The 22,240-nt window shown below is 69.4% G+C and carries 23 protein-coding genes and 1 tRNA gene; 7 read left to right on the top strand and 17 right to left on the bottom strand.

Features of this window, described 5'->3' with window-relative positions:
* Window positions 1–22: 22 nt before the first annotated feature.
* From kdpB to ACQGNW_RS07070, 4 genes are all read right to left on the bottom strand, one after another.
* Complete coding sequence (kdpB, locus tag ACQGNW_RS07085; RefSeq protein WP_426662429.1) at window positions 23–2,110, bottom strand: potassium-transporting ATPase subunit KdpB; 2,088 nt, start codon at window positions 2,108–2,110, stop codon at window positions 23–25.
* Window positions 2,111–2,132: 22 nt separating this feature from the next.
* Window positions 2,133–3,935, bottom strand: a complete 1,803-nt coding sequence (kdpA, locus tag ACQGNW_RS07080; RefSeq protein WP_426662428.1) for a potassium-transporting ATPase subunit KdpA — start codon at window positions 3,933–3,935, stop codon at window positions 2,133–2,135.
* Window positions 3,932–4,024 (bottom strand): K(+)-transporting ATPase subunit F, encoded by a 93-nt coding sequence (gene kdpF / locus ACQGNW_RS07075; protein WP_426662427.1) that lies wholly within the window; start codon window positions 4,022–4,024, stop codon window positions 3,932–3,934. The genes kdpA and kdpF overlap by 4 nt, the downstream gene beginning before the upstream one ends.
* 270 nt (window positions 4,025–4,294) lie before the next feature.
* Window positions 4,295–5,275: a VTT domain-containing protein gene (locus tag ACQGNW_RS07070; RefSeq protein WP_426662736.1), complete on the bottom strand. Its 981-nt coding sequence runs from the start codon at window positions 5,273–5,275 to the stop codon at window positions 4,295–4,297.
* Between the two features lie 146 nt (window positions 5,276–5,421).
* On the opposite strand from ACQGNW_RS07070, the gene ACQGNW_RS07065 reads away from it, so the two are divergent.
* Together ACQGNW_RS07065 and ACQGNW_RS07060 are read left to right on the top strand one after the other, a co-directional pair.
* Window positions 5,422–6,423: a polyprenyl synthetase family protein gene (locus ACQGNW_RS07065; RefSeq protein ID WP_426662426.1), complete on the top strand. Its 1,002-nt coding sequence runs from the start codon at window positions 5,422–5,424 to the stop codon at window positions 6,421–6,423.
* Window positions 6,423–6,989: an NUDIX hydrolase gene (locus tag ACQGNW_RS07060; protein ID WP_426662425.1), complete on the top strand. Its 567-nt coding sequence runs from the start codon at window positions 6,423–6,425 to the stop codon at window positions 6,987–6,989. The genes ACQGNW_RS07065 and ACQGNW_RS07060 overlap by 1 nt, the downstream gene beginning before the upstream one ends.
* A gap of 198 nt (window positions 6,990–7,187) precedes the next feature.
* Here ACQGNW_RS07060 and bla read toward each other — a convergent pair whose 3' ends face one another.
* The 9 genes from bla to rsmD all read right to left on the bottom strand — a co-directional run bounded on the left by bla (window position 7,188) and on the right by rsmD (window position 14,609).
* Window positions 7,188–8,075, bottom strand: coding sequence for a subclass B3 metallo-beta-lactamase (gene bla / locus ACQGNW_RS07055; protein ID WP_426662424.1), 888 nt, complete (start codon window positions 8,073–8,075; stop codon window positions 7,188–7,190).
* 96 nt (window positions 8,076–8,171) lie between these two features.
* The gene (locus ACQGNW_RS07050) at window positions 8,172–9,224 is read right to left on the bottom strand and encodes a TMEM43 family protein (RefSeq protein WP_426662423.1); all 1,053 of its coding nucleotides are present in this window, start codon (window positions 9,222–9,224) and stop codon (window positions 8,172–8,174) included.
* On the bottom strand, window positions 9,224–10,090 hold the full coding sequence (locus tag ACQGNW_RS07045; protein WP_426662422.1) for an MBL fold metallo-hydrolase: 867 nt from the start codon (window positions 10,088–10,090) through the stop codon (window positions 9,224–9,226). The genes ACQGNW_RS07050 and ACQGNW_RS07045 overlap by 1 nt, the downstream gene beginning before the upstream one ends.
* A gap of 5 nt (window positions 10,091–10,095) precedes the next feature.
* On the bottom strand, window positions 10,096–10,530 hold the full coding sequence (gene fosX, locus ACQGNW_RS07040) for a FosX/FosE/FosI family fosfomycin resistance hydrolase (RefSeq protein WP_426662421.1): 435 nt from the start codon (window positions 10,528–10,530) through the stop codon (window positions 10,096–10,098).
* Complete coding sequence (gene ggt / locus ACQGNW_RS07035) at window positions 10,531–12,258, bottom strand: gamma-glutamyltransferase (RefSeq protein ID WP_426662420.1); 1,728 nt, start codon at window positions 12,256–12,258, stop codon at window positions 10,531–10,533.
* An 18-nt stretch (window positions 12,259–12,276) separates the two neighbouring features.
* Window positions 12,277–12,540: a YfhL family 4Fe-4S dicluster ferredoxin gene (locus tag ACQGNW_RS07030; RefSeq protein ID WP_426662419.1), complete on the bottom strand. Its 264-nt coding sequence runs from the start codon at window positions 12,538–12,540 to the stop codon at window positions 12,277–12,279.
* A gap of 105 nt (window positions 12,541–12,645) precedes the next feature.
* Window positions 12,646–13,149 (bottom strand): hypothetical protein, encoded by a 504-nt coding sequence (locus ACQGNW_RS07025; protein WP_426662418.1) that lies wholly within the window; start codon window positions 13,147–13,149, stop codon window positions 12,646–12,648.
* A complete protein-coding gene (coaD, locus tag ACQGNW_RS07020; RefSeq protein WP_426662417.1) occupies window positions 13,142–13,696 on the bottom strand; it encodes a pantetheine-phosphate adenylyltransferase in 555 nt (184 codons plus the stop codon). The genes ACQGNW_RS07025 and coaD overlap by 8 nt, the downstream gene beginning before the upstream one ends.
* A 349-nt stretch (window positions 13,697–14,045) precedes the next feature.
* Window positions 14,046–14,609: a 16S rRNA (guanine(966)-N(2))-methyltransferase RsmD gene (rsmD, locus tag ACQGNW_RS07015; RefSeq protein ID WP_426662416.1), complete on the bottom strand. Its 564-nt coding sequence runs from the start codon at window positions 14,607–14,609 to the stop codon at window positions 14,046–14,048.
* A gap of 233 nt (window positions 14,610–14,842) precedes the next feature.
* Between rsmD and ftsY the strand changes: the two genes are divergently transcribed.
* The 5 genes from ftsY (at window position 14,843) to ACQGNW_RS06990 (ending at window position 18,529) form a co-directional block, all read left to right on the top strand.
* Window positions 14,843–15,931 (top strand): signal recognition particle-docking protein FtsY, encoded by a 1,089-nt coding sequence (ftsY, locus tag ACQGNW_RS07010; protein ID WP_426662415.1) that lies wholly within the window; start codon window positions 14,843–14,845, stop codon window positions 15,929–15,931.
* 17 nt (window positions 15,932–15,948) lie between these two features.
* Window positions 15,949–17,043 (top strand): AsmA family protein, encoded by a 1,095-nt coding sequence (locus ACQGNW_RS07005; protein ID WP_426662414.1) that lies wholly within the window; start codon window positions 15,949–15,951, stop codon window positions 17,041–17,043.
* Complete coding sequence (mutY, locus tag ACQGNW_RS07000; RefSeq protein WP_426662413.1) at window positions 17,040–18,098, top strand: A/G-specific adenine glycosylase; 1,059 nt, start codon at window positions 17,040–17,042, stop codon at window positions 18,096–18,098. The genes ACQGNW_RS07005 and mutY overlap by 4 nt, the downstream gene beginning before the upstream one ends.
* Complete coding sequence (locus tag ACQGNW_RS06995) at window positions 18,095–18,373, top strand: oxidative damage protection protein (protein ID WP_426662412.1); 279 nt, start codon at window positions 18,095–18,097, stop codon at window positions 18,371–18,373. Before mutY ends, ACQGNW_RS06995 begins: the two co-directional genes overlap by 4 nt.
* 80 nt (window positions 18,374–18,453) lie before the next feature.
* Window positions 18,454–18,529: transfer RNA gene (locus tag ACQGNW_RS06990), tRNA-Phe, on the top strand.
* 197 nt (window positions 18,530–18,726) lie between these two features.
* Here the strand turns inward: ACQGNW_RS06990 and ACQGNW_RS06985 are convergent.
* The 4 genes from ACQGNW_RS06985 to ACQGNW_RS06970 form a co-directional block, all read right to left on the bottom strand.
* Complete coding sequence (locus ACQGNW_RS06985; protein WP_426662411.1) at window positions 18,727–19,611, bottom strand: alpha/beta fold hydrolase; 885 nt, start codon at window positions 19,609–19,611, stop codon at window positions 18,727–18,729.
* An 88-nt stretch (window positions 19,612–19,699) separates the two neighbouring features.
* The gene (locus ACQGNW_RS06980) at window positions 19,700–20,200 is read right to left on the bottom strand and encodes an SRPBCC family protein (RefSeq protein ID WP_426662410.1); all 501 of its coding nucleotides are present in this window, start codon (window positions 20,198–20,200) and stop codon (window positions 19,700–19,702) included.
* Window positions 20,178–20,540: an ArsR/SmtB family transcription factor gene (locus ACQGNW_RS06975; protein ID WP_426662735.1), complete on the bottom strand. Its 363-nt coding sequence runs from the start codon at window positions 20,538–20,540 to the stop codon at window positions 20,178–20,180. The genes ACQGNW_RS06980 and ACQGNW_RS06975 overlap by 23 nt, the downstream gene beginning before the upstream one ends.
* Before the next feature lie 246 nt (window positions 20,541–20,786).
* The gene (locus ACQGNW_RS06970) at window positions 20,787–22,184 is read right to left on the bottom strand and encodes an aminotransferase-like domain-containing protein (protein ID WP_426662409.1); all 1,398 of its coding nucleotides are present in this window, start codon (window positions 22,182–22,184) and stop codon (window positions 20,787–20,789) included.
* Window positions 22,185–22,240: the final 56 nt, after the last annotated feature.

Here is a 22,240-nt window from a genome sequence, read left to right as displayed (position 1 = left end):
TGGGATGGGGAATGCGGCACGCTCAGGCCAGGCCCAGCAGCACCAGCAGCAGGTCGATCAGCTTGATGCCGATGAACGGCACCACGACGCCGCCGAGGCCGTAGATCAGCAGGTTGCGCCGCAGCAGCGCGCCGGCGCCGAGCGCGCGGTACTTCACGCCCTTCAGCGCCAGCGGGATCAGGAACACGATGATCAGCGCGTTGAAGATCACCGCCGAGAGGATCGCGCTCTGCGGCGTGGCGAGGTGCATCACGTTGAGCGCGTTCAGCGCCGGATAGGTGGTGGCGAACGCGGCGGGGATGATCGCGAAGTACTTGGCGATGTCGTTGGCGATGGAGAACGTGGTCAGCGAGCCGCGCGTGATCAGCATCTGCTTGCCGATCTCCACCACCTCGATCAGCTTGGTCGGGTTGGAGTCGAGGTCGACCATGTTGCCGGCCTCCTTCGCCGCCTGCGTGCCGGTGTTCATCGCCACCGCCACGTCGGCCTGCGCCAGCGCCGGCGCGTCGTTGGTGCCGTCGCCGCACATCGCCACCAGGCGGTTCTCGGCCTGGATGTCGCGGATCAGCTTGAGCTTGGCCTCGGGCGTGGCCTCGGCGAGGAAATCGTCCACGCCCGCCTCGGCCGCGATGGCCGCGGCCGTCAGCGGGTTGTCGCCGGTGATCATGACGGTCTTGATGCCCATCTTGCGCATCTCGGCGAAGCGCTCCTTGATGCCGCCCTTGACGATGTCCTTGAGCTCGATCACGCCCAGCGCAGCGTCGCCCTCGGCGACCAGCAGCGGCGTGGCGCCGCGGCGCGCGATGTCCTCGGCCATGCCCTTGACCAGCGGCGGCAGGTGGCTGCCGACGGCAACGAGATGCCGCTCCACCGCGTCCAGCGCGCCCTTGCGGATCTGCCGGCCATCCACGTCTACGCCGCTCATGCGGGTCTGCGCGGTGAACGGCACGAAATGCGCGTGCAGCGCTTCCAGCGAATGCTCGCGCAGGTTGAAGCGCTCCTTCGCCAGCACCACCACGCTGCGGCCTTCCGGCGTCTCGTCGGCCAGCGAGGCGAGCTGGGCGGCCTCGGCCAGCGCGCGCTCGTCCACGCCGGGCGCGGGATGGAACGCCACCGCCTGGCGATTGCCCAGGGTGATCGTGCCGGTCTTGTCCAGCAGCAGCACGTCAACGTCGCCGGCGGCCTCGACCGCGCGGCCGGAGGTGGCGATCACGTTGGCGCGGATCATCCGGTCCATGCCGGCGATGCCGATGGCCGAGAGCAGTGCGCCGATCGTGGTGGGGATCAGGCACACCAGCAGCGCGGTCAGCACGGTCAGGGTGATCGGGTGGCCGGTGCCGGTGGCCTGCACGCTGTAGATCGAATACGGCAGCAGCGTGGCGCAGGCGAGCAGGAAGATCAGTGTGAACTTGGCCAGCATGATGGTCAGCGCGATCTCGTTCGGCGTCTTGCGCCGCGCGGCGCCTTCCACCATCGCGATCATGCGGTCCAGGAAGCTCTCGCCCGGATTGCTGGTAATGCGCACCACCAGCCAGTCCGACAGCACGCGGGTGCCGCCGGTGACCGCACTGCGGTCGCCGCCGGACTCGCGGATCACCGGCGCGGATTCGCCGGTGATCGCACTCTCGTCCACGCTGGCCGCGCCGATCACCACCTCGCCGTCGCCGGGAATCTGCTCGCCCGCTTCCACCAGCACGTGCTGGCCACTGCGCAGATCACTGGCCGACACGAAGGTGATCGCCGCCTCGCGCGAAGGCTCGGCCAGCTTCTTGGCCAGCACATCCTTGCGCGAACTGCGCAGCGCGTTGGCCTGCGCCTTGCCGCGTCCTTCCGCCAGCGCCTCGGCGAAATTGGCGAACAGCAGGGTGAACCACAGCCACAGGCTGACCCAGAAGATGAAACTTGCCGGCGCCTCGCCGTGTCCGGCTCGCGCCTCATTCAAGCAGGCCTGCACCCACAGCAGGGTGGTAAGCACGCTGCACACGAACACCACGAACATCACCGGGTTCTTGAACTGCACCCGCGGCGACAGCTTGCGGAAGGCATCGGCCACCGCGTTGAGGACCAGCTCGCGGTCGAAACCGCGCACAGCATGGGTATGCGAAGTCATGGATTCTCTAGTCCCGGACGGATCAGTGCGCTGACATCAGGTATTCGGCGATGGGGCCCAGCGCCAGCGCCGGCAGGAAGGTCAGCGCGCCGACCACGATCACCACGCAGGCCAACAGGGTGACGAACAGCGGCGTGTGCGTCGGCAGGGTGCCGGCGGAAGCCGGGACGTGGCGCTTGGCGGCCAGCGAACCGGCCATCGCCAGCATCGCGATCACCAGCAGGTAGCGCGAGAAATACATGCACGCGCCCAGCATCGCGTTCCAGAACGGCGTGTTCGCCGACAGCCCCGCGAACGCGCTGCCGTTGTTGTTGGACGCGGAGGAGAGGGCGTACAGGATCTCGCTGAAACCGTGCGCGCCCGGGTTGGCCACGCCCGCAATGCCGGCCGCAACCATCACGGCTATCGCCGTGCCCACCACCACCAGCGCGCAGGGCACCAGCACGGCGAGGCTGGCCATCTTCATCTCGTGCGCCTCGATCTTCTTGCCGAGGTATTCCGGCGTGCGGCCCACCATCAGCCCGGCGATGAACACCGCCACCACGGCGAAGGCGAGCATGCCGTACAGGCCGCAGCCGACACCGCCGAAGATCACCTCGCCCAGCTGCATCAACCACATCGGCACCAGCCCGCCCAGCGGGGTGAAGGAATCGTGCATCGCGTTGACCGAGCCGTTGGAGGCGGCGGTGGTGGCGGTCGCCCACAACGTGGAATCGACGATGCCGAAGCGCACCTCCTTGCCCTCCATGTTGCCGCCCGCCTGCAGCGCCGAAGCGTGCTGGTCGACCGCCAGGCCGTGCAGCGCCGGATTGCCGGCCTGCTCGGCCGCGGTACAGGTCAGCAGCAGCGGCACGAAGATCACCAGCATCACCAGCAGCAGCGCCCAGCCCTGGCGCCGGTCGCCGACCATCCGGCCGAAGGTGTAGCAGAGCGCAGCGGGGATCAGCAGGATGGCCAGCAGCTCGGCGAAGTTCGACAGTGGCGTCGGGTTCTCGTACGGATGCGCCGAGTTGACGTTGAAGAAGCCGCCGCCGTTGGTGCCGAGCTGCTTGATCGCGATCTGCGAGGCTGCCGGGCCCATCGGCAAGGTCTGCATGGTCACCGGCACCTCGCGCGTTTCCACCTTGCCGGCGGCGTCCTTGAGCGGTTTGCCGGCGGCATCCTTCAGCGTCTCGACATAGCTGGAGGGCTGCACCACCGGCACGTCGACATAGGACTTGAAGCTCTGCACCACGCCCTGCGACACCAGCAGCAGCGACAGCAGCAGCGACAACGGCAGCAGCACGTACAGCGTGCTGCGCACCATGTCCACCCAGAAATTGCCCAGTCCCTGCGCGCTGCGCCGGGTGAAGCCGCGGATCACCGCCACCAGCACCGCGATGCCGGTCGCCGCCGAGAGGAAGTTCTGCACCGCCAGGCCCAGCATCTGGGTCAGGTAGCTCATCGTCGTCTCGCCGCCGTAGCCCTGCCAGTTGGTGTTGGTGGCGAAGCTGATCGCGGTGTTCATCGCCGAATCCGGCGATACCGCGCCGAGATGCTGCGGGTTCAGCGGCAGCCACGGCTGCAGCCGCTGCAGCGCGTACACCGCCAGCAGGCCGAGCACGTTGAACACCAGCACGGCCAGCGCATAGCGCTTCCATCCCATGTCCTCGGCCGGGTCGATGCCGCACAGCCGGTAGAGCACGCGCTCCACCGGCGCGCCGAAGCGGGTGACGCGGTTGGGTGCATCGGCGAAGACCCTGGCCATGTAGCCGCCCAGCGGCTTGACCAGCAGCAGCAACACGGCCAGGTACAGGCCGAGCTGGAGGATACCGTTGGCGGTCATTCGAACCACTCCGGCTTGAGCAGGGCCACGCACAGATAGACAGCCAGGCCCACCGCAATCGCGGCAGCCACGACGTAGACGACGGTCATTGGAATTCCCCTCGGGGCAAAACTCGGATGCGGGATGGGGTCGCCGGCGCAGCGGCCTAGCGATGGCGGCCCAGGCGGTCGCAGATCAGCAGGAAGCCGAGGCTGGCCGCAGAGAGCGCGAAGGCGAACGAAAGTTGGATGACGTCCATCACACCGACCACTGGAAATGTCGGCGGAAACTGTAGGTCGCGGCGCATAACAACGGGGTAGCGAATCGCCCTGGCGGCATATAGATCGCGTAAATTTTCGGGCCCCGCCGACGCCGGTCCGTCAGGCCGTCGCTTCCGGGTCGACGGTCGCCTCGGCAAGCGTCCCGCCGTTCGCAGATGCCAGCCGCTGCACCGCGTAGCCGGCCGCATCCCAGGCATCCAGTCCGCCGTGCAGCGGCCGCACGCGGCGGTAGCCGCGCGCCATCAGTGCCTGCGCCGCACGGGCGGCGGAGACCTCGTTCGGGCAGTTGCAGTACACCACCAGTTCGCGGTCGAGCGGTATCGCGGCGACCGCCTGCACGATACCTTCGACATCGGTGAGCAGCGCATCGGGAATGATCCGGCCGTCCAGCTGCCGGGCCACCGCGGAACGCACGTCGATCACCAGCGGCGCGCGGCCCGCCGCGATGGCGCGGGCGAGCTCCTCGACGCCGATGCGGGCCATCCGCAGCGAGCGCAGCAGGCGTTCGCGCCGCCACCACTTGATGAGCACGTAGGCCGCGAGCAGGGCCGCCGCCACCTCGATCGCCACCGTGCCGGCGTTGGCGACAGCGCCCAGCACGCGGTCGACCTCGCCCGCGAAGACGTAGCCGAGCACGATCGCCGCGCCCGCCCAGAGCAGCGCACCCAGTCCGTCGAGCAACACGAAATGCCGCGGCGGCAGGCCCATCGCGCCGACCAGCGGCGGCGCCAGCATCGACAGTCCCGGCACGAATTTCGCGACCAGCAGCACCTGGCCCCGCCAGCGCTGGAAGCGCAGTTCCGACTGCTTCACGCAGGAATCCGGCGACAGCGAGATGCGGCAGAGCGTGCGCATCACCCCCGCGCCGTAGCGCCGCCCCGCCAGATACCAGGCCAGGTCGCCGAGCAGGCTGCCGACCAGCGCGGCCGCCACGATGCCGGCCAGCGACAGGCGATCGCCCGCCGCCAGCGCGCCGGCCACGACCAGGGTGGGTACCGCCGGCACCGGCACGCCCGCCTGTGCCGCCAGCACATTCAGGAACACCAGCAGCAGGCCGTACTGGGCGATCAGCGCAATGATTTCGTGTGCCATCGGACCGGAACCTCGCGGCAACGGAGGCCGTCGCCCCATCATTGGGCCGGCCCGCGCGACTTGCAATCATCGGCCGGGCGCTGGTTCGTCGCGGGCCGCCCTCTATAATCGCCCGATCCGGACCGCGATAACCCATGAACTCGATTCCCGCCGACGCCCCCCGCCCCGCCGACTTTGCCGCCGTGCGCGCGCTTGCCGACGCCGACATGCGCCGCATCGATGCGCTGATCCGCCACCGGCTGGCTTCCGACGTGGTGCTGATCAACCAGATTGCCGACCACATCATCGCCGGCGGCGGCAAGCGGCTGCGGCCGATGCTGCACGCGCTGGCCGCGCGCACGGCGGGCTACCGCGGCGAGCAGCACGTGAAGCTGGCCGCGGTGATCGAGTTCATCCACACCTCCACCCTGCTGCACGACGACGTGGTGGACGAGTCCGGCCTGCGCCGCGGCCGGCAGACCGCGAACGCGCTGTGGGGCAACGCCGCCAGCGTGCTGGTGGGCGACTTCCTCTACTCGCGCTCGTTCCAGCTGATGGTGGAGCTGGACGACATGCGCGTGATGCGCATCCTCGCCGACACCACCAACACGATCGCCGAGGGCGAGGTGCTGCAGTTGCTCAACATCGGCAACGCCGACGTGGACGAAGCGGCCTACCTCGCGGTGATCGAGCGCAAGACCGCGGTGCTGTTCGCCGCCGCCACCGAGCTGGGCGGCCTGCTCGGCGGCCTGCCGGAGGAACAGGTTTCCGCGCTGCGCCGCTACGGCATGGAGCTCGGTTACGCGTTCCAGATCGCCGATGACCTGCTGGACTACACCAGCGACGCCGACACCCTTGGCAAGAACATCGGCGACGACCTCGCCGAGGGCAAGCCGACCCTGCCGCTGATCTACGCGCTGCAGAACGCCACGCCGGAACAGGCCGCCTCGCTGCGCCACGCGATCGAGCACGGCGGGCTGGATTCGCTGGATCGCATCGTCGCCGCCATCCGCGACTCCGGCGCACTGGAGCGCACCCGCGAACGTGCGCAGGCGCACGCTGCCGCCGCGCACGAGGCGCTGTCCCTGCTGCCTGCCTCGCCGTACCGCGACGCGCTGGCCACGCTGGCGGACTACTCGGTGCAGCGCACGTTCTGATGAATCCACGCGACGACGCCCTGCCCCCCGATGCCGGCGCCCCGGAGGAAACCCTGTACCAGGGCCGCTGGCTGAGCCTGCGCAGGCGCGGACGCTGGGAGTACGCCGAACGCAACAACCCCGGCGGCGCGGCGATCGTGATCGCGGTGACGCCGGAGGACCGCGTGCTGTTCGTGGAGCAGTACCGCGTGGCGATCCAGTCGCACACCATCGAGATGCCCGCCGGCCTCGTCGGCGACCTCGCCGGGCAGGAGGACGAGAGCCTGCTGCTGGCCGCGCAGCGCGAACTGGAGGAGGAAACCGGCTGGCGCAGCGGACACGCGACCCTCCTGCACCAGGGACCGTCTTCCGCCGGCATGAGCACCGAGATGATCGCCTACGTGCGCGCGTTCGACCTGGTGAAGGTGGGCGCGGGCGGCGGCGACGCCAGCGAGAACATCGTGGTGCACGAGGTGCCGCGCCGCGAGGCAGGCGCGTGGCTGTTCGCGCGGGCCGCCGAGGGGTACTCGGTCGATCCCAAGTTGTTCGCCGGGCTGTGGTTGCTCGAGCACGCTTCCGCCGGCTGAGCATTCCGGTTTGCTCCCTCGCCCCGCCGGGGAGAGGGTCGGGGCGAGGGGTGGGTGCTCGCGACGCCCCATCGTTCCATGCCATGTTTCCGCAATCTGGCCCGCCTGCGGCGGACCTTCGGTCGCCTGCCGGTGCCTGAGTTCCTTCTCTTTGCCGGCCCGCGCCGCATCCGGAACCGAGGCAAGGACGCCTGCAGATCACTTCACCGCAGCGCGCTCGTTCGCCAATCGCTCATCCAGATTCTTCCCGGCTTCGGCCGCGTAGTTTCGGCAGGCATTCGCGTCGATCAGCGACGTGACGTCTGTCGGCGACTTGCGTCCTGCCACCTTCCCCCAGAAGCCGCTGGCGTCGGGGTGCGGCGTCAGCAGGATGTCGCAGGGCAGCGCGGCCACGGTGGCGATGGTCTTGCGGAAGGCAGCCACGTAGGCCGGGTGGTCGATGAAGCGGTAGGCCGGCGCGCTGATCGCGCTGAGGCTGTCGGCATAGGCGATGTGCAGGCAGCGCCGGCCCGAGCAGGAATCCCAGGTCCATGAGGTGCCGCCCGGCGTATGGCCGGGGGTGTAGTGGGCGGTGATCGCCACGTGGCCAAGCTGCAGGGTTTCGCCGTCGCGCACCACGCGCACGTTCCACAAGGGCGCGTATTCGGGAGCCGAGCCGTACTGCGGATCGGCACGGTCGGCGCCGCCGAGTTCCAGCTCGCGCGCCCCGGCGGCGCTTGCCAGCACCTGCGCTCCGCTGGCGGCCCGCAGCGCGGCGATGCCGCCGGCATGATCGACGTGGGCGTGCGAGTTGAGAATCCATTTGACGTCGCGCACCTGGAAACCCAGTTCGCGTATGCGCGCCGCGATCTGCGTCGCGGATTCGGGCAGGTCGCCGTCGAACAGCGCCAGCCCCTGTCCGGTATCCACCAGGATCGACGACAGGCCGTGCGGCCCCACGTACCAGGTGTTGCCGTAGATGCGGAACGGCTTTTGCGGCGCGTTCCACTGCATGCGGTCGACGTCGTACGGGGACGGCGCCGCGTGGATGGCCGGCAAGGCCAGGCTCAGCGCCAGGACGGCGCCGGATAGCGAACGCAGGTGCATGGGAAGGGCATCCTTGGAAGCGGATGCGCAGCATGTCCGCCGCTGCAGGTCCGCGGCGGGCGCGATCCTGACTTTTTGCCGATGGGGATCAGCGATTCAGTGGCGCGGGCGCGGGCGTGACGCGCGATGACGCCACACCAGCAACGCCAGGCCGACCAATGCGACGGCGAGCCAGGCGAAGGCGGTCGCCGTGCTGCTGCCCAGCCACGGCATGGCGGCGAACACGCCCACCACGAGCAGGCCGCCACCCAGCGCCCCCCGCGGGTCGATGCGCGTCGCCCCCTGCTGCCGCAGCAGCAGGCCCACGCCCAGGACCGCCAGCAGCACGGCGAGGATGCGCCGCGGCCAGACCCACGCCGGCTGCGCCGCCATGTCGGGCCGCATGTCCAGCAGCGTGCTGTCGCCCACGTTGACTTCGTAACCGTCGCCGTCGACCGCGTTCGGCACCGCCACGAGGCGGTCGCCGTCGACACGCGCAATCACCGTCACTTCCTGCAGCGGCACCGCGCTCCAGCTCACCTGCAGGTCACCGAGGCGCGGATTGCCCGCGTTGGCACTGGTCACCAGTGCGCCGTCCTGCAGGGAAAAACTGGCCGCAAGGTTCGCCGGCAATGCCTTCACGACCGGCGCGACGGGCTCGCTGTCCGGCAGGGCATGCACCAGGGCGGCATCCAGCCGGTAGCCCCCCAGTTCCACGTCGCCGGCATCGAAGCGCTTGCTGGCGACCGGAAACGACCCCGGGTTGGCGTGCCCCTGCGGCTGCGCGAAATGGCTGGAATCCTGCGGCGTGTCCGCCCAGTCCAGTTCATACGTCACGTTGCCGCCCAGGCGGAGTTCGCGCCACTGGAACATCCGCACGTGGCGCGTCAGCACCGGCGTGGCCGCCTGCTGGTTGAAGTCGGGGTCGTAGGGCGCCTCCACCACCCGCGGCGTGCCGCTGATGCGGACCATCCGGCCCTGCAGGCCATCCTGCGGCTCCGCGCTGTGGCCGAGGTCGATTACCCCGCCACCATGCAGCTCCAGCGCCAGCCGGTAATTCTCCAGGCTGTGCTCGGTCAGCGCCGCCAGCACGATGCCCAGCGCCAGCGATGCCACGCCGGCCGCGATGGCCAGCGGGCCGCGCCAGGCAATGGTGTGGCCGACGGACACTAGCCGGGGCTCCCGTGCAGTTCAGGCAACTCGTCCACGCAGCTGTAGCGGCCGCGCTCGTCGCGCTGCACATGCGCCGCGGCGCAGGCGTGGTCGTGGGTGAAGAACAGTCGCACGCCGCGCGTCAGCTTGTCGTCAAGGAAGGCGTGCTTCTCGTCGATCAGCTTCTCCGGATAACGGTCGTAGCCCATGGTGATCGGCACGTGCACCCAGGCGCGGCCGGGAATCAGGTCGGCGCAGAACACCACGCCGCCGATTTCGGCCAGCATCAGGCCCGGCGTATGGCCGTCCGAATAGCTGAAGCGCACGGCCTCGCCCAGCGCCGTCGAATGCTCGCCCTCGACCAGCTCCAGCCGCCCGCTGTCCATCAGCAGTTGCGGCAGCTCGGGAATGAACGAGGCGCGGTCGCGCGGATGCGGCTTCAGCACGCGCTGCCAGTGCGCCGCGCCCACCACGAAAGTGGCGTTGGGAAACAGCAGGCGCGGCGGCTGGCCGTGCTGCCACGCGGCGAGCAGGCCACCGGCATGGTCGAAGTGCAGGTGCGACAGCACCACGGCGTGGATGTCCTCGTGCGAGAGTCCCGCCGCCGCCAGCGAATCCAGCAGCACATGGCGATCCTCCACCACACCGTAGCGCTCGCGCAGCGACGGTTCGAAGAACGCGCCGATGCCGGTCTCGAACAGCACGTTGCGGCCGGGCACGCCGTTCACCGTCACGCCTTTCGCCAGCAGGCAGCGGCAGGCCAGCGGAATGCGGTTCTGCTCGTCGGGCGCGATCCACCGCGACCACATCGCCTTCGGCGCGTTGCCGAACATCGCGCCGCCATCCAGCTGCTGCGAGTTGCCGAGTAGCGAAAAAAGTTGCATGCCCGTCACGCCTCCACCAGTTGCGCGAGGTCGGCGCCGCGCCCGTAGCGGGCCAGGCGTTGCTCCAGCGTGCCCGCATGCAGCTCGAACAGGTGGTTGTCGAAATCGTAGAAGTACAGGGATGCGCCCTCGCCATCGATACGCGGCCGCGACTCGCGGAACTCCGCGCCAAGCGCCCGCAGCCTGCACTCGTAGCGCGGCAGGTCGTCTTCGTTCACGGCAAACGCCAGGTGCTGGTAGGAACGCGCGGTGGGCGGCTCGCCCTGCATCGCCGCGATCCAGACCCCGCCCAGCTCGAAGAATTTCTCGCGGGAAAGGGAAAACTCGCCGGTGGCGCGGCTGTCGTAGATCTCGCGCGCGCCCAGTCCCTCGCACAGGAACCGGGCCATGCGCTCAAGATCAGCGACCACGAAGGTCGCATGGCTGATGCCTTGCAGCACTCACTCCACCTTGCCCAGCCCCGACGGCCGGCGCGGATCGCTGGCGGCGTCGAGCTGGTTGTCGCGATGATCCCAGGTGACCACGTTCATGAAGCCCCAGGCCTCGCGTGGCTTCAGCGTGTAGCCCATTTTCCTGAGCGTGTCGCTGGTGGCGGCGTCGAACACGCCATCCTCCACGAACACCTCGTCGGGCAGGAACTGGTGGTGGTAGCGCTTGTCGGCCACGATCTGCTGCGCGCTCTGGCCGTCGATGAAGTGCAGGATGCCTTCCAGCACCTGGGTGATGATGGTGGAGCCGCCGGGCGAGCCGATCACCGCGCTGCGGTCCTTGCCGATCACGATGCTGGGCGACATCGAGGATAGCATGCGCTTGCCGCCCACCGGCGCGTTCGCCTTGCTGCCGAGCAAGCCGTAGACGTTGGGTTTGTTCGGCACCAGCGCGAAGTCGTCCATCTCGTCGTTGAGCAGCACGCCGGTGCCCTTGGCGACGAAGGTGGAGCCGAGGATGTAGTTCACGGTGGAGGTGATCCCCACCATGTTGCCGTCCTTGTCGATGATCGAGAAATGCGTGGTGTGCATGCCCGGATCGTGCGACGGCCCGTGCGGCAGCATGGACGAGGGCGTGGCCTGGTCGGGCAGGATGCTCTGGCGCAGGCCGTCGGCGTAGTACGGCGACAGCAGCATGTCCAGCGGCATCTTCACGAAATCGGGATCGCCGAGGTAATCGTTGTGGTCGCGGAACGCGCGGCGCATCGCCTCGATGATGTAGTGCACGCGATGCGCCTGGTCCATCTTCGCGAGGTCGTAGCCGCGCAGGATGTTGAGGATCTCGGCGATCGCCACGCCGCCGGAAGACGGTGGCGGCGCGGTGACGATCTGGTAGCCCTGGTAGTCGATGGTGATCGGCGTGCGTTCCTTGGCGCGGTAGTTCGCCAGGTCCTCGAGCGTCCAGTTGCCGCCGGCGGCGCGCACCGCGTCCACCAGCTTCTGCGCCACTTCGCCGCGATAGAAACCGGCGTCGCCCTGCCTGGCGATCAGTTCCCAGGTGCGCGCCTGCTCCGGGTCCCGCCAGATCTCGCCCGCCGCCGGCGGCTTGCCGCCCGGCAGGAACTTCGCGGCGGAGGCGGGCCAGCGTTCGAGATTCTTCTGCTCCCCCTTGATCGAAGCCAGCAGGCGCGGATCGGGCTTGAAGCCGTCCCGCGCGATGCGGATGGCCGGCGCCAGCGACTCGCTGAGCGGCAGCTTGCCGAATTTCTTCGCCAGCAGCACCAGCCCGGCCGGCTCGCCGGGGATACCGGCGGAGAGCGGGCCCTTCAGCGCGGCGTCGCGGTTCGGCGTGCCGTCGGGATTGAGGTAGTCCTTCGGGTTCACCGCCATCGGCGCGGTCTCGCGGGCGTCGATGAACACGTTCCTGCCGGTCCTGGCGATGTGCAGCGTGGCCATGAAGCCGCCGCCGATGCCGGAGCTTTCCGGCTCCACCACCGACAGCGTGGAGGCCACTGCCACCGCCGCGTCGAACGCGTTGCCGCCCTTGGCCAGCACCTCGAAGCCGGCGTTGGTGGCGAGGAAGTTCGCGCTGGCAATGCCGGCGTGGCCGGGGCGCTGCGCCGACGGTACGGCCGCCGTGGCGGCCGGTGCGGTCCTGGGCGTGCCGTCGGCGGCGAAGGCCGCGCTGCCTGCCAACAGCAGACTCAACAGCAGCACGCGGCCGTGCAGTGGGAATTTCATGCGGCGGACTCCTTCAGCTCATCCAGTGGCGGCACCTGAACCCATCAGGTGGCGGTACTTGAGTTCGAGCGCTTCGCGCGACTCGGTGTGCTCGGGGTCGACGATGATGCATTCGACCGGGCACACCTCCACGCACTGCGGCTCGTCGTGGTGACCCACGCACTCGGTGCACAGCGCCGGGTCGATCACGTAGTACTCCTCGCCCAGCGAGATCGCCTTGTTCGGGCAGACCGGTTCGCAGACGTCGCAGTTGACGCAGGTGTCGAGGATCTTCAGGGACATGAAAACAAGCCGGAAGCGAGTGGGGAATGGCGGGAAGCGGGAGAGCAGGAACCTGCCGCATCCGGCATGCTCTCACCCCCCACTCCCCACCACTCACTCCCGCTCTTACATCTGCACGAAGCGGAACGTGGCGCCCGACGGGTTGATCACGTCGGCGACGCGCTGCTCGTCGGCCTTGTCGCCGATGAACACCACGATCACGCCCTTGAAGGTGCCGGGCTTGGCATCCTTGAACGCGGCCACGACCAGGTCGGCGGTGGTCGCCGACACCGGGCCGGCGAAGGCCATCAGGTTGCCCGGCAGCACGCCGCGGGCCACCGCGTCCTGCACGTTCTGCAGCTGGCGGTCGTTCTGCGCCTTGTCGTCGTCGGTCTGGCCCGGCGTCACCAGGTACGCGTATGGCTGCTGGGCGGCCATGCCCTGCAGGTTCTTCTGCACCAGCTGGCCGAGGTACGCGTTCCAGCCCTTGGCGTCCGTGATGCTGGTGGGCTTGGTGATCGCCTTGGCCTGCTGCGCGGCCTGCTGATCCTGGTCCTGGCCCTGCGAGCAGCCGCCCAGGACGAGGCCGGCGGTCAGCGCGATGGCGGCGATGAGAACGAACTTACGCATGATGGTCACCTTCTTTTTCGGGTTGCTTGGGGAGGCCGCCGCTGCGGCCCTTGTGCCAGCGCTGACGCATGGCCTGTTGCACCGCCGGATGCACGAAGCTGGAGATGTCGCCGCCCAGGCGGCCGATCTCGCGCACCAGCGAAGAGGAAATGAAACTGTATTGCTCCGCCGGCGTGAGAAACAGCGTCTCGGCCTGCGGAATCAGGTGCCGGTTCATGCTGGCCAGCTGGAATTCGTACTCGAAGTCCGACACCGCGCGCAGCCCGCGGATGATCACGCCCGCGCCGATCTCGGCCACGAAGTCGGCCAGCAGGCTGTCGAAACCGCGCACTTCCACGTTGCGCAGGTCGGCCAGCGCAAGACGCGCCAGCGCGATGCGCTCGTTGAGGCTGAAGCCCGGCCCCTTGCTGGAGCTCTCGGCCACCGCCACCACCACGCGGTCGAACAGCGGCGCGGCGCGCGTCACCAGGTCCGCATGACCGTTGGTGATCGGATCGAAGGTGCCCGGGTACACGGCCAGGCGGGGATTGCCGGAAGGTCTGGTCACGAAGTGCGGAGCGGCAGCGGATACCGGGCCTAGCTTAGAGCCTGCCCCATGCCTCCGCATAGCTCGCGTTGCCTTGCCGTGGCCGCCGTGTGGTGGCGCGTGGCGCAGCGCCTGCCTGGACGGCAGGCCAAGCCGCGCGCTGCCGCATGGCGGCCACGGCAACGCAACCCGAAGGGCCGGGTCTGTTTGCCCGCATGCCCGCGTCATCACTCGGTCGTGGACGGACGTCCACTCCTCGCTCCTCAACGCCGAGTCCATCCATGGACTCTCCCCGCGTACCTTCGTTTTTCCTTGGCCTGCACGCAAACAGCTCCCGGCGCGGGCCATGTGGAGGCACGAGGCAGGTTCTTCACGGAAGCGCGCGCCGGTAGAGCGCGAAGCGCACTTCGCCGGCGCGCCCTTCCCGATGCAGCACCCACTGGGCCGGCAGGGCGGGGACCGGCTCGCGCGGGGACTCCACGTAGACCCATGCCCGCCCGGCCAGCCAGCCGCCCTGTTCCAGCCGCTCGGCCAGCACGCTCCACAGCCCCAGCGCGAACGGCGGATCGAGGAACACCAGGTCGAACGCCCGGGGCGCACCGCCGAGGAACGCCTGGGCGTCGGCAGCCACCACCTCGCCACCCTCCACCTTGAGCCGGACCAGGTTGTCGCGCAGCGTGCGCGCCGCCCGCGCGTCGGGCTCGACGAAGCAGGCGGCGGCCGCGCCACGCGACAGCGCCTCGATGCCCAGCGCGCCCGTGCCGGCGCACAGGTCCAGCACGCGGGCACCCTCGATCATCGGCGCGAGCCAGTTGAACAGGGTCTCGCGCACCCGCTCGGAGGTGGGCCGCAGGCCGGCCAGCTCGGGCACCTCCAGTCGCGAGTTGCGCAGGCTGCCGCCGATGATGCGGATGCGTCCGGGACGGCCGTTCACGTGGCCTGCCCGGGCCCGGCGACCCGTACGGAGGGGCGCCCCGGAAGATCTCGGAGCGCCCCTGCAAGCCACGGATGGCCCGCCGCGACAAGCACGCCAGCGATTGATCGCCGGCGGCGAATCCGGGCATGCACCGGACTCGCCGATTCGAAAAATCGCCAGGACGGCGGTTTTTCGAGGCGTAAGGAACGGAGTGTTAGCATGCCGCCCATTGTCTTTGAATCGCCCCCGCAATGCTCAAGTTCTGGAAGAAGAAGCCCGCCGAAACCCCGCCCGCAGCCCCCGCCGAGGCGCCGGCTGCGGGCACGCTGCGTGACGCGGGCACGTCTGCCGCCGCAGCGTCGGTCGAGCAGCCCGTCGAGGTCGCCGCTCCCTCGCCTGCTGCCGAAGCGGCCGAGGCGGTCGCGGGCAGGCGCAGCTGGCGCGAGCGCCTCGCCGGCAGCACGCTCGGCCGCGGCCTGGGTGCGCTGTTCCAGCGCAATCCCAAGCTCGACGACGACCTGCTCGACGAACTGGAAACGACGCTGATCACCGCCGACGTGGGCGTGGAGGCCAGCACCCAGCTGGTGGAGGACCTGCGCAGGCGCATGCACAAGCGCGAGTTCGCCGATGCCGCGGCACTGCGCAATGCGCTGCGCGAGTCGCTCGTCGCCCTGCTGAAGCCGGTGGAGCAGCCGCTGGATCCCTCCGGCCGCAAGCCTTTCGTGGTGCTCACCGTGGGCATCAACGGCGTGGGCAAGACCACCACCATCGGCAAGCTCGCGCGCCGCTGGCGCGACGAGGGCCGCAGCGTGCTGCTGGCCGCCGGCGACACGTTCCGCGCCGCCGCCGTCGAACAGCTGAAGACCTGGGGCGAACGCAACGCCGTGCCGGTGATCTCGCAAGGCCAGGACGCCGACGCCGCCAGCGTGATCTTCGACGCGCTGCAGGCCGCGCGCTCGCGCGCGGCCGATGTGCTGGTGGCCGACACCGCCGGCCGCCTGCACACCCAGGGCGGCCTGATGGACGAACTGGGCAAGATCGCCCGCGTGCTGAAGAAGCTCGACCCCGAGGCGCCGCACGAGGTGCTGATGGTGATCGACGGCACCACCGGCCAGAACGCGGTGAACCAGGTGCGCCAGTTCCGCCAGATCGTGGGCGTCACCGGCCTCGCGGTCACCAAGCTCGACGGCACTGCCAAGGGTGGCGTGGTGTTCGCGCTGGCGCGCGAGTTCGGCCTGCCGATCCGCTTCGTGGGCCTGGGCGAGACCGCCACCGACCTGCGCGTGTTCGATGCCGCGGCCTTCGTCGACGGCCTGCTGCCTGCGGCCGGCCATGACTGAGCGCCTGCGGAGCTGACGTGACGCGCGGACTGCGACGGCTGCTGATCGGCGCGGGCGCACTGGCGCTCGCCGCGCTGCTGGTCGTGGTCGTCGCGGTCCACCTGCTGCTGCAGCCGGACCGCTTCACCGCGATGCTGCAGAGCCAGGCGCGCGATGCCGGCCTCGTGCTGAATCTCGCCAGCCCCGCCAGCCCCACCCTGTTCCCGCGCCCGGCGCTGGAGCTGCGCGGCATCACGCTCAACGCCAGGGGGGCGGACAGCCCGATCCTGCTCGCCTCGCGCGGCCGGCTGGTGCTGCCCTGGCGCACCCTGCTCGGCGGCCCCACCGCCATCGCGCAGATGGAGGTGGATGCGCCGCGGGTGGACCTGGATGCGCTGCGGGACTGGCTGGCCACCCTGCCGCCACTGCCGGCCAACGCCGCGCCGGCGATCCCCCGCATCGACGCGGGCATCAGCATCGAGCACGGCAGCGTGGTGCGCGGCGACCAGCTGCTGCTCAACAACGTGACGCTGGCGGCCGGCACGCTTGCACCCGACCAGGAATTCCCGCTCACCATGTCGGCCACCACCGCAGCCGGTGCGGCACTGCGGCTGCGGCTCACCGCGACCCCGCGCATGCAGGGCAACGCGATGCAGCTCGACCGCATCCAGCTGCACCTGTCGCAGGGCAGCGACGTCACGCTCACCCTGGGCGGCAGCGCCCGCTGGCACGGTGCGGCCGACGCGGCGGCGCAACTCGGCGGCAAGCTCGACCATGCCGATACCGGCAGCTACGACATCGCGCTGACGCTCACCCCGGCCAACCAGACCGATCCACTACTGTTGCACCTCAAGCTGGACGGCCCGGACGACCACGCCGACCTGCGCCTGCCGCCGCTGGCGCTGGCGCGCTGGTGGGGCTCGCTCAACGCCCCGGTCGACCGGCAGGCCGGGACGCAACCCGGCATGCCGCCCGGTAGCGGCACGTTGCAGATGGCCAGGCTGCAAGTCGGCAGCCTGGCCATCGAAGGCCTGAGCGTGCGCGCCGGCGACGCCGTGCCGGCCACGGCCGGCACCACGGCGAAGCCTGCCGCGGCATCCGCCCAACCCGGCGCCGGCGGCAAGGCGAAGTGAAACCGTTCGCCGCCGCCCTGCTGGCCTGGTTCGACGACCACGGCCGCCACGACCTGCCATGGCAGCACCCACGCGACGCCTACCGCGTGTGGCTGTCGGAGATCATGCTGCAGCAGACCCAGGTCGCCACCGTCGTCGGCTACTTCGAGCGCTTCGTCGCCGCGCTGCCCGGCCTGCCCGCGCTCGCCGCCGCCACCGAAGACCAGGTGCTGGCGCTGTGGTCGGGCCTCGGCTACTACCGCCGTGCGCGCTTCCTGCATCGCGCCGCGCAACTCTGCTTGGAGCGCCACGGCGGCGAGTTGCCGCGCGACTTCGACGCACTGGCCGCCTTGCCCGGCATCGGCCGCTCCACTGCGGGCGCGATCCTCGCCCAGGCGCACGGCCTGCGCTTTCCCATCCTCGACGGCAACGTCAAGCGCGTGCTGGCCCGTTACCACGGCATCCACGGCCATCCCGGCGAGAGTGCAGTGGAAAAGCAGCTGTGGCGACATGCCGATGCGCACACGCCGACTGCGCGCGTGGCCGACTACACCCAGGCGATCATGGACCTGGGCGCCACCGTGTGCACCCGGGCCAGGCCGCGCTGCGAAGCCTGCCCGCTGGCCGGTGGCTGCGTTGCCTGGCGTGACGGACTCGTGGCGCAACTGCCATCGGCGAAGCCCGCGAAAACCACTCCCACGCGCCACACCGTGATGCTGATCCTGCGCGACGCGAGCGGCCGGGTGCTGCTGGAGCGGCGCGGCCCGCAGGGCGTGTGGTCCGGCCTGTGGAGCCTGCCCGAAGCCGGCGACCACGACGCGGCATGGCGTCGCGCCCGGCAGCACGCGCGCATCGACGATGCACGATCGCTGGCGCCGTTCACCCATGTGTTCAGCCACTACAAGCTGTGCATCGAGCCGCTGCTGTTCGATGGCGCGACGGCACCGCACGGCATCGGCGACAATCACGGACTGCGCTGGTGCGACACCGGCGAACTGGCCGCGCTCGGGCTGCCCGCTCCCGTGCGCAAGCTGCTTGAGCAACTCGAAGAAACCATTGCAGGATCCAAGGCATGAGCCGCACCATCCACTGCACCAAGCTCGGCGTCGACGCCGAAGGCCTCGACTTCGCCCCGTGGCCCGGCCCGCTGGGCCAGCGCATCTACGCCGAGATCTCCAAGCCCGCATGGCAGCAGTGGCTGGCCCACCAGACCACGCTGATCAACGAATACCGGCTCAACCCGCTCGACCCGAAGGCGCGCAAGTACCTCGCCGAACAGATGGAGAAATTCCTGTTCGGCGGCGAGGTCGACCATGCCGCCGGCTTCGTCCCGCCCCCGCCGGAGTCTTGACGGCAAGCCGTGCATTGGGTCTAATGCACGGCTCCACGCCACGCCGACGCGCGCAACGCCCGTCCTGCTGGCAAGGCCATGGCCGGGTAGCTCAGTTGGTAGAGCAGGGGATTGAAAATCCCCGTGTCGGCGGTTCGATTCCGTCCCCGGCCACCACGAACAACGAAGACCTGGCCCGCCTTTCCCGGCGGGCTTTGTCTTTATGGCCCCTTGCCGACCTGTCCGGTCGTTGGTGCAGGCCATGCCGGCCGCTCGAAAGGTTGAATCCACGGTCGAAAACGGACATTGCCGAACTACAAGGACACAGGCAACTCTCCCGCGCCCTGATGGCTCCTGGGTGGTTTCGCGGCCCCCTAACCTGCTGCCGTCAATGCAGCTCCGAGGAAGCGCTCGACGATCTCCGGCAGCATCGGCTCGACTGGAAGCGTGTAGTGGGTGGTGTTCGGCACGATGGCAAGCTGGTTGGCGGGCCGCAGAGAGCCATTGATCCCGGCATCCCGCTGGCCGCCGCCCAGCGCCTTCCAGAACTCGACCATGTGTTCGGGCCGGACGGCGTCGGCGTCGGCAAAGACCAGCAGCGTGTGCGCCTGAAGCCTGGTGACGTCGGCGCTCCAGTCGAAGGGGCGTTTGGTCAGGTCGCCGACCTTCCTGAAGAGGTTGGCCCAATCGACATCGGGATAGGCCTTCCCCAACGGCGATGCCTTGACGCCGGGGCCCAAGGTGGCCGCGTTGGCCTCCAATTGTCTGAAGGCCTCCACCACCTCCGGATAGAAGCCGTCCAGCCTCATCGCCGCGGACACGAGCACGAGCCGGTCGACCACCTCCGGATGGCGGATGGCGGTCTGCAGCGCGACGCTGGCGCCCAGCGAGTAGCCCATGACGTCGGCCTTGCCGAGGTTCAGGTGGCCGATCAGGGCGGCGATGTCGTCGCCCATCGTTTCGCTGCGCAGTGACCTGCCGGTGTCCGGCGTATACCCATGTGCCTGGAGATGGGGGGCGATCACCTGCCGGTGCTTGGCCAGTTGGGCCAGGTTGCTACCGAAGCTGTCCGGATCGATGCCGCCGTGGAGAAGAACGAGCGGCTTGCCGGCGCCATGCACGCTGTAAAAGACATGCTGGCCGTTGACGTCGGCAAAATGCCCGTTCGAAATGGCGGGTGTCTTCTTCGCCTGGACGGGAAGCGCCGCAGTCAGTACTGCCGTCGCCATGGCAGCCTTCAGGAAATCGCGTCTGAGCATGTCACCCTCACTTGGCGTCGAATGGGCCGGCTCGGCGATGGTCGTGTTTCACCGCCGCATCGTGCACATGCCAGTGCCCGCGGCGTCGTCAGTCGTTGCCCGCGAGCAATGCATCCAGCTGTGCGAACTGTTCGGGCAGGCCCTCAGCAGAACCGGCGAGGGCTTCCTCGAGGGCCGCTTTCGTGGGATAGCGCTCGTGGTAGGTGACCAGCGTCTTGTCGGCAACCTCCTCGAACGTCACCGTGGTCACGGCGCCCTCGTCGCTTTCCTCGTTCATCCAGACGATGCGCTCGTTCGGCGTCACTTCGCGGTACGTGCCGAAGAACGCCATCGGCTGATCGAAGTCCGGATGGCTGAACACGAGGCGATACGTGCCTCCGGTGCGGACATCCATGTCGCACGAGACCAGCGAAATGCCTACCGACTTCGGCACCCACCAGCGCGTGAACAAGTCGGGTTTGCTCCACGCCGCGAAAACGATATGTGCCGGGGCATTGAACATTCGCGTCACGACAAGCTCGTGGTCGGACTTGCGTTCCACGACGGTGCGGTTCGTGGCGGCGGGACTACCTTGGTTTTCTTTGGGCATCTGCCTTCTCCTTGCGTTTCAGGTGCTCGACAAGCTCGTCCAGCGCGTCGAAGCGTGCGCTCCAGAGTTCGCGGTGCCGCTCGATCCAGGCGGCCTCCTCTTCCAGCCGGCGCGGTCCGAGCTTGCAGGTTCGCACGCGCCCGACCTTCTGCGTGGTCACGAGCCCGGCCTGCTCCAGGACGCTGACGTGCTTCTTCATGCCCGTGAGGGTCATGCGGAACCGTTGGGCAAGGTCGGTGATCGAGGCGTCCGAACCGCCGAGCTGCTCCAGCACGCCGCGTCGGGTGACGTCGGAGAGCGCGGCGAAGGTCGCGTCAAGGCGGGCTTGATAGTGAACCATGTGGTTCACTGTAAGGCGCGAGGCGGGTGATTTGCAAGCGGATCACTCCACGGGATCAATTCGCGTGCGGCTCCTGATGCTCCTGATCCGAACTGCCGCATACCGAGCGCAGGCAAGGTCTGGCGGAATTGCGGCTGCATGGCCAGGACCCCAACGCACTGCTCGTGGACAACAGGCCCGGCGAGCCGCGCGTGTCCAGCCCTTGTCAATCGGGCAGACCCGCTCGCAGCCGCGCGGCGTCACGACTCACGCCGCCACCATCTTCCCGAGTGTCCGCATCGCGCGGTCCATGCGCTCGTCCCATACCAGGCCGCAGCTGAGCCGCAGGCAATCGACATAGTCGCCGCGGCTGGAGAACAGCACGCCCGGCGAGGTGCCGATGCCCTTGCCCAGCGCCTGCTCGAACAGCAGGCGGCTGTCGGCGCCCTCGGGCAGTTGCACCCACAGCGAGAGGCCGCCCTGCGGCTCGCTCACCCGGGTGTCCGCGGGCCAATAGCGCGCGATGGCGTCGTGCAGGCGCTGACCGTTGTCGGCCAGGGTGCGGCGCAGCCGGCGCAGGTGCCGCTCCAGGTCGTGCCGCTGCAGGTAGTCGGCGATCGCCAGCTGGGTGAGGCTGTTGCCGCCGACGGTAGCGAAGAACTTGGCGCGCGCCAGCACCTCGCTCCACTGGCCGCCCGCGACCCAGCCCAGGCGCAGGCCCGGCGCCAGCACCTTGGAGAACGAGCCGCAGCTGATCACGGTACCGCCGTCGTCCCAGCGACGCAGCGGCGACGGGCGCTGGCCGGACCAGGCCAGATCGCCGTAGATGTCATCCTCGATGATCACGGTGCCGTGCCGGGCGCAGCTTTCCACCACGGCCTGCTTGTCGGCGTCGCGGGTCAGGCTGCCCAGCGGGTTGTTGAAGTTGGGCACCAGGACCGCCGCGCGCACCGCGGTCTGCTGCAGCAGCTGTTCCATGCGCGCCACGTCGATGCCCAGGCCGGGGCGGGTGGGCACCTCCAGCACCTTCAGGCGCATCGCGGCGACCGCCTGCAGGATGCCGTGATAGGTCGGCGTCTCCACCAGCACCACGTCGCCGGGCGAGGTGACGGCCCGCAGCGAAAGATTGATCGCCTCCATCGCGCCGCCGGTGAGCACGATCTCCTCCGCCGATACCTCGGCGCCCACCTGCGCATAGCGTTGCGCGAGCAGGCGCCGCAGCGCGAAGTGGCCCTGCGGCGGCGCGTAGTCGAGCGCCGCCGCGGGCGTGCGGCGCAGGCAGCGCGACAGCGAGGCCGTCAGCGCCGCGCGCGGCAGCAGGCCGGGCGCGGGCGTGGCGCTGTGCAGCGGCAGCAGGTCGCTGCGGGCGAGCAGATCCATCACGCTGCGCAAGGCGGGGTTGTTGACCTCGCCCGGCGCGCGGCGTCGCGGCGGGCGCGCCGCCGGTGCCGCGGCCGTGGCGGCGCGCACGAAGAAGCCCGAACGCGGCCGCGCCACCGCCAGCCCCTCGCGCTCCAGCTGCAGGTAGGTCTGCACCGCCGTGGCGGTGCTCACGCCATGCCCCTGCGCCAGTTGCCGGACCGAAGGGAGGCGCTCGCCGGCACGCAAGGTGCCCCGCGCGATCTGCGCACGCAGGGCCGCGGCAACGCGTTCGTAAAGCAGCATGTGGCCGGTCCATCTGTACAGGTCGAGTTCGAGTCTATCTGAATCTGTACCTCTAC

The sequence above is a fragment of the Rhodanobacter aciditrophus genome, assembly GCF_050026795.1.
Classification (GTDB): Bacteria; Pseudomonadota; Gammaproteobacteria; order Xanthomonadales; family Rhodanobacteraceae; genus Rhodanobacter_A.
This window is presented reverse-complemented; position numbering and strand designations above follow the sequence as displayed.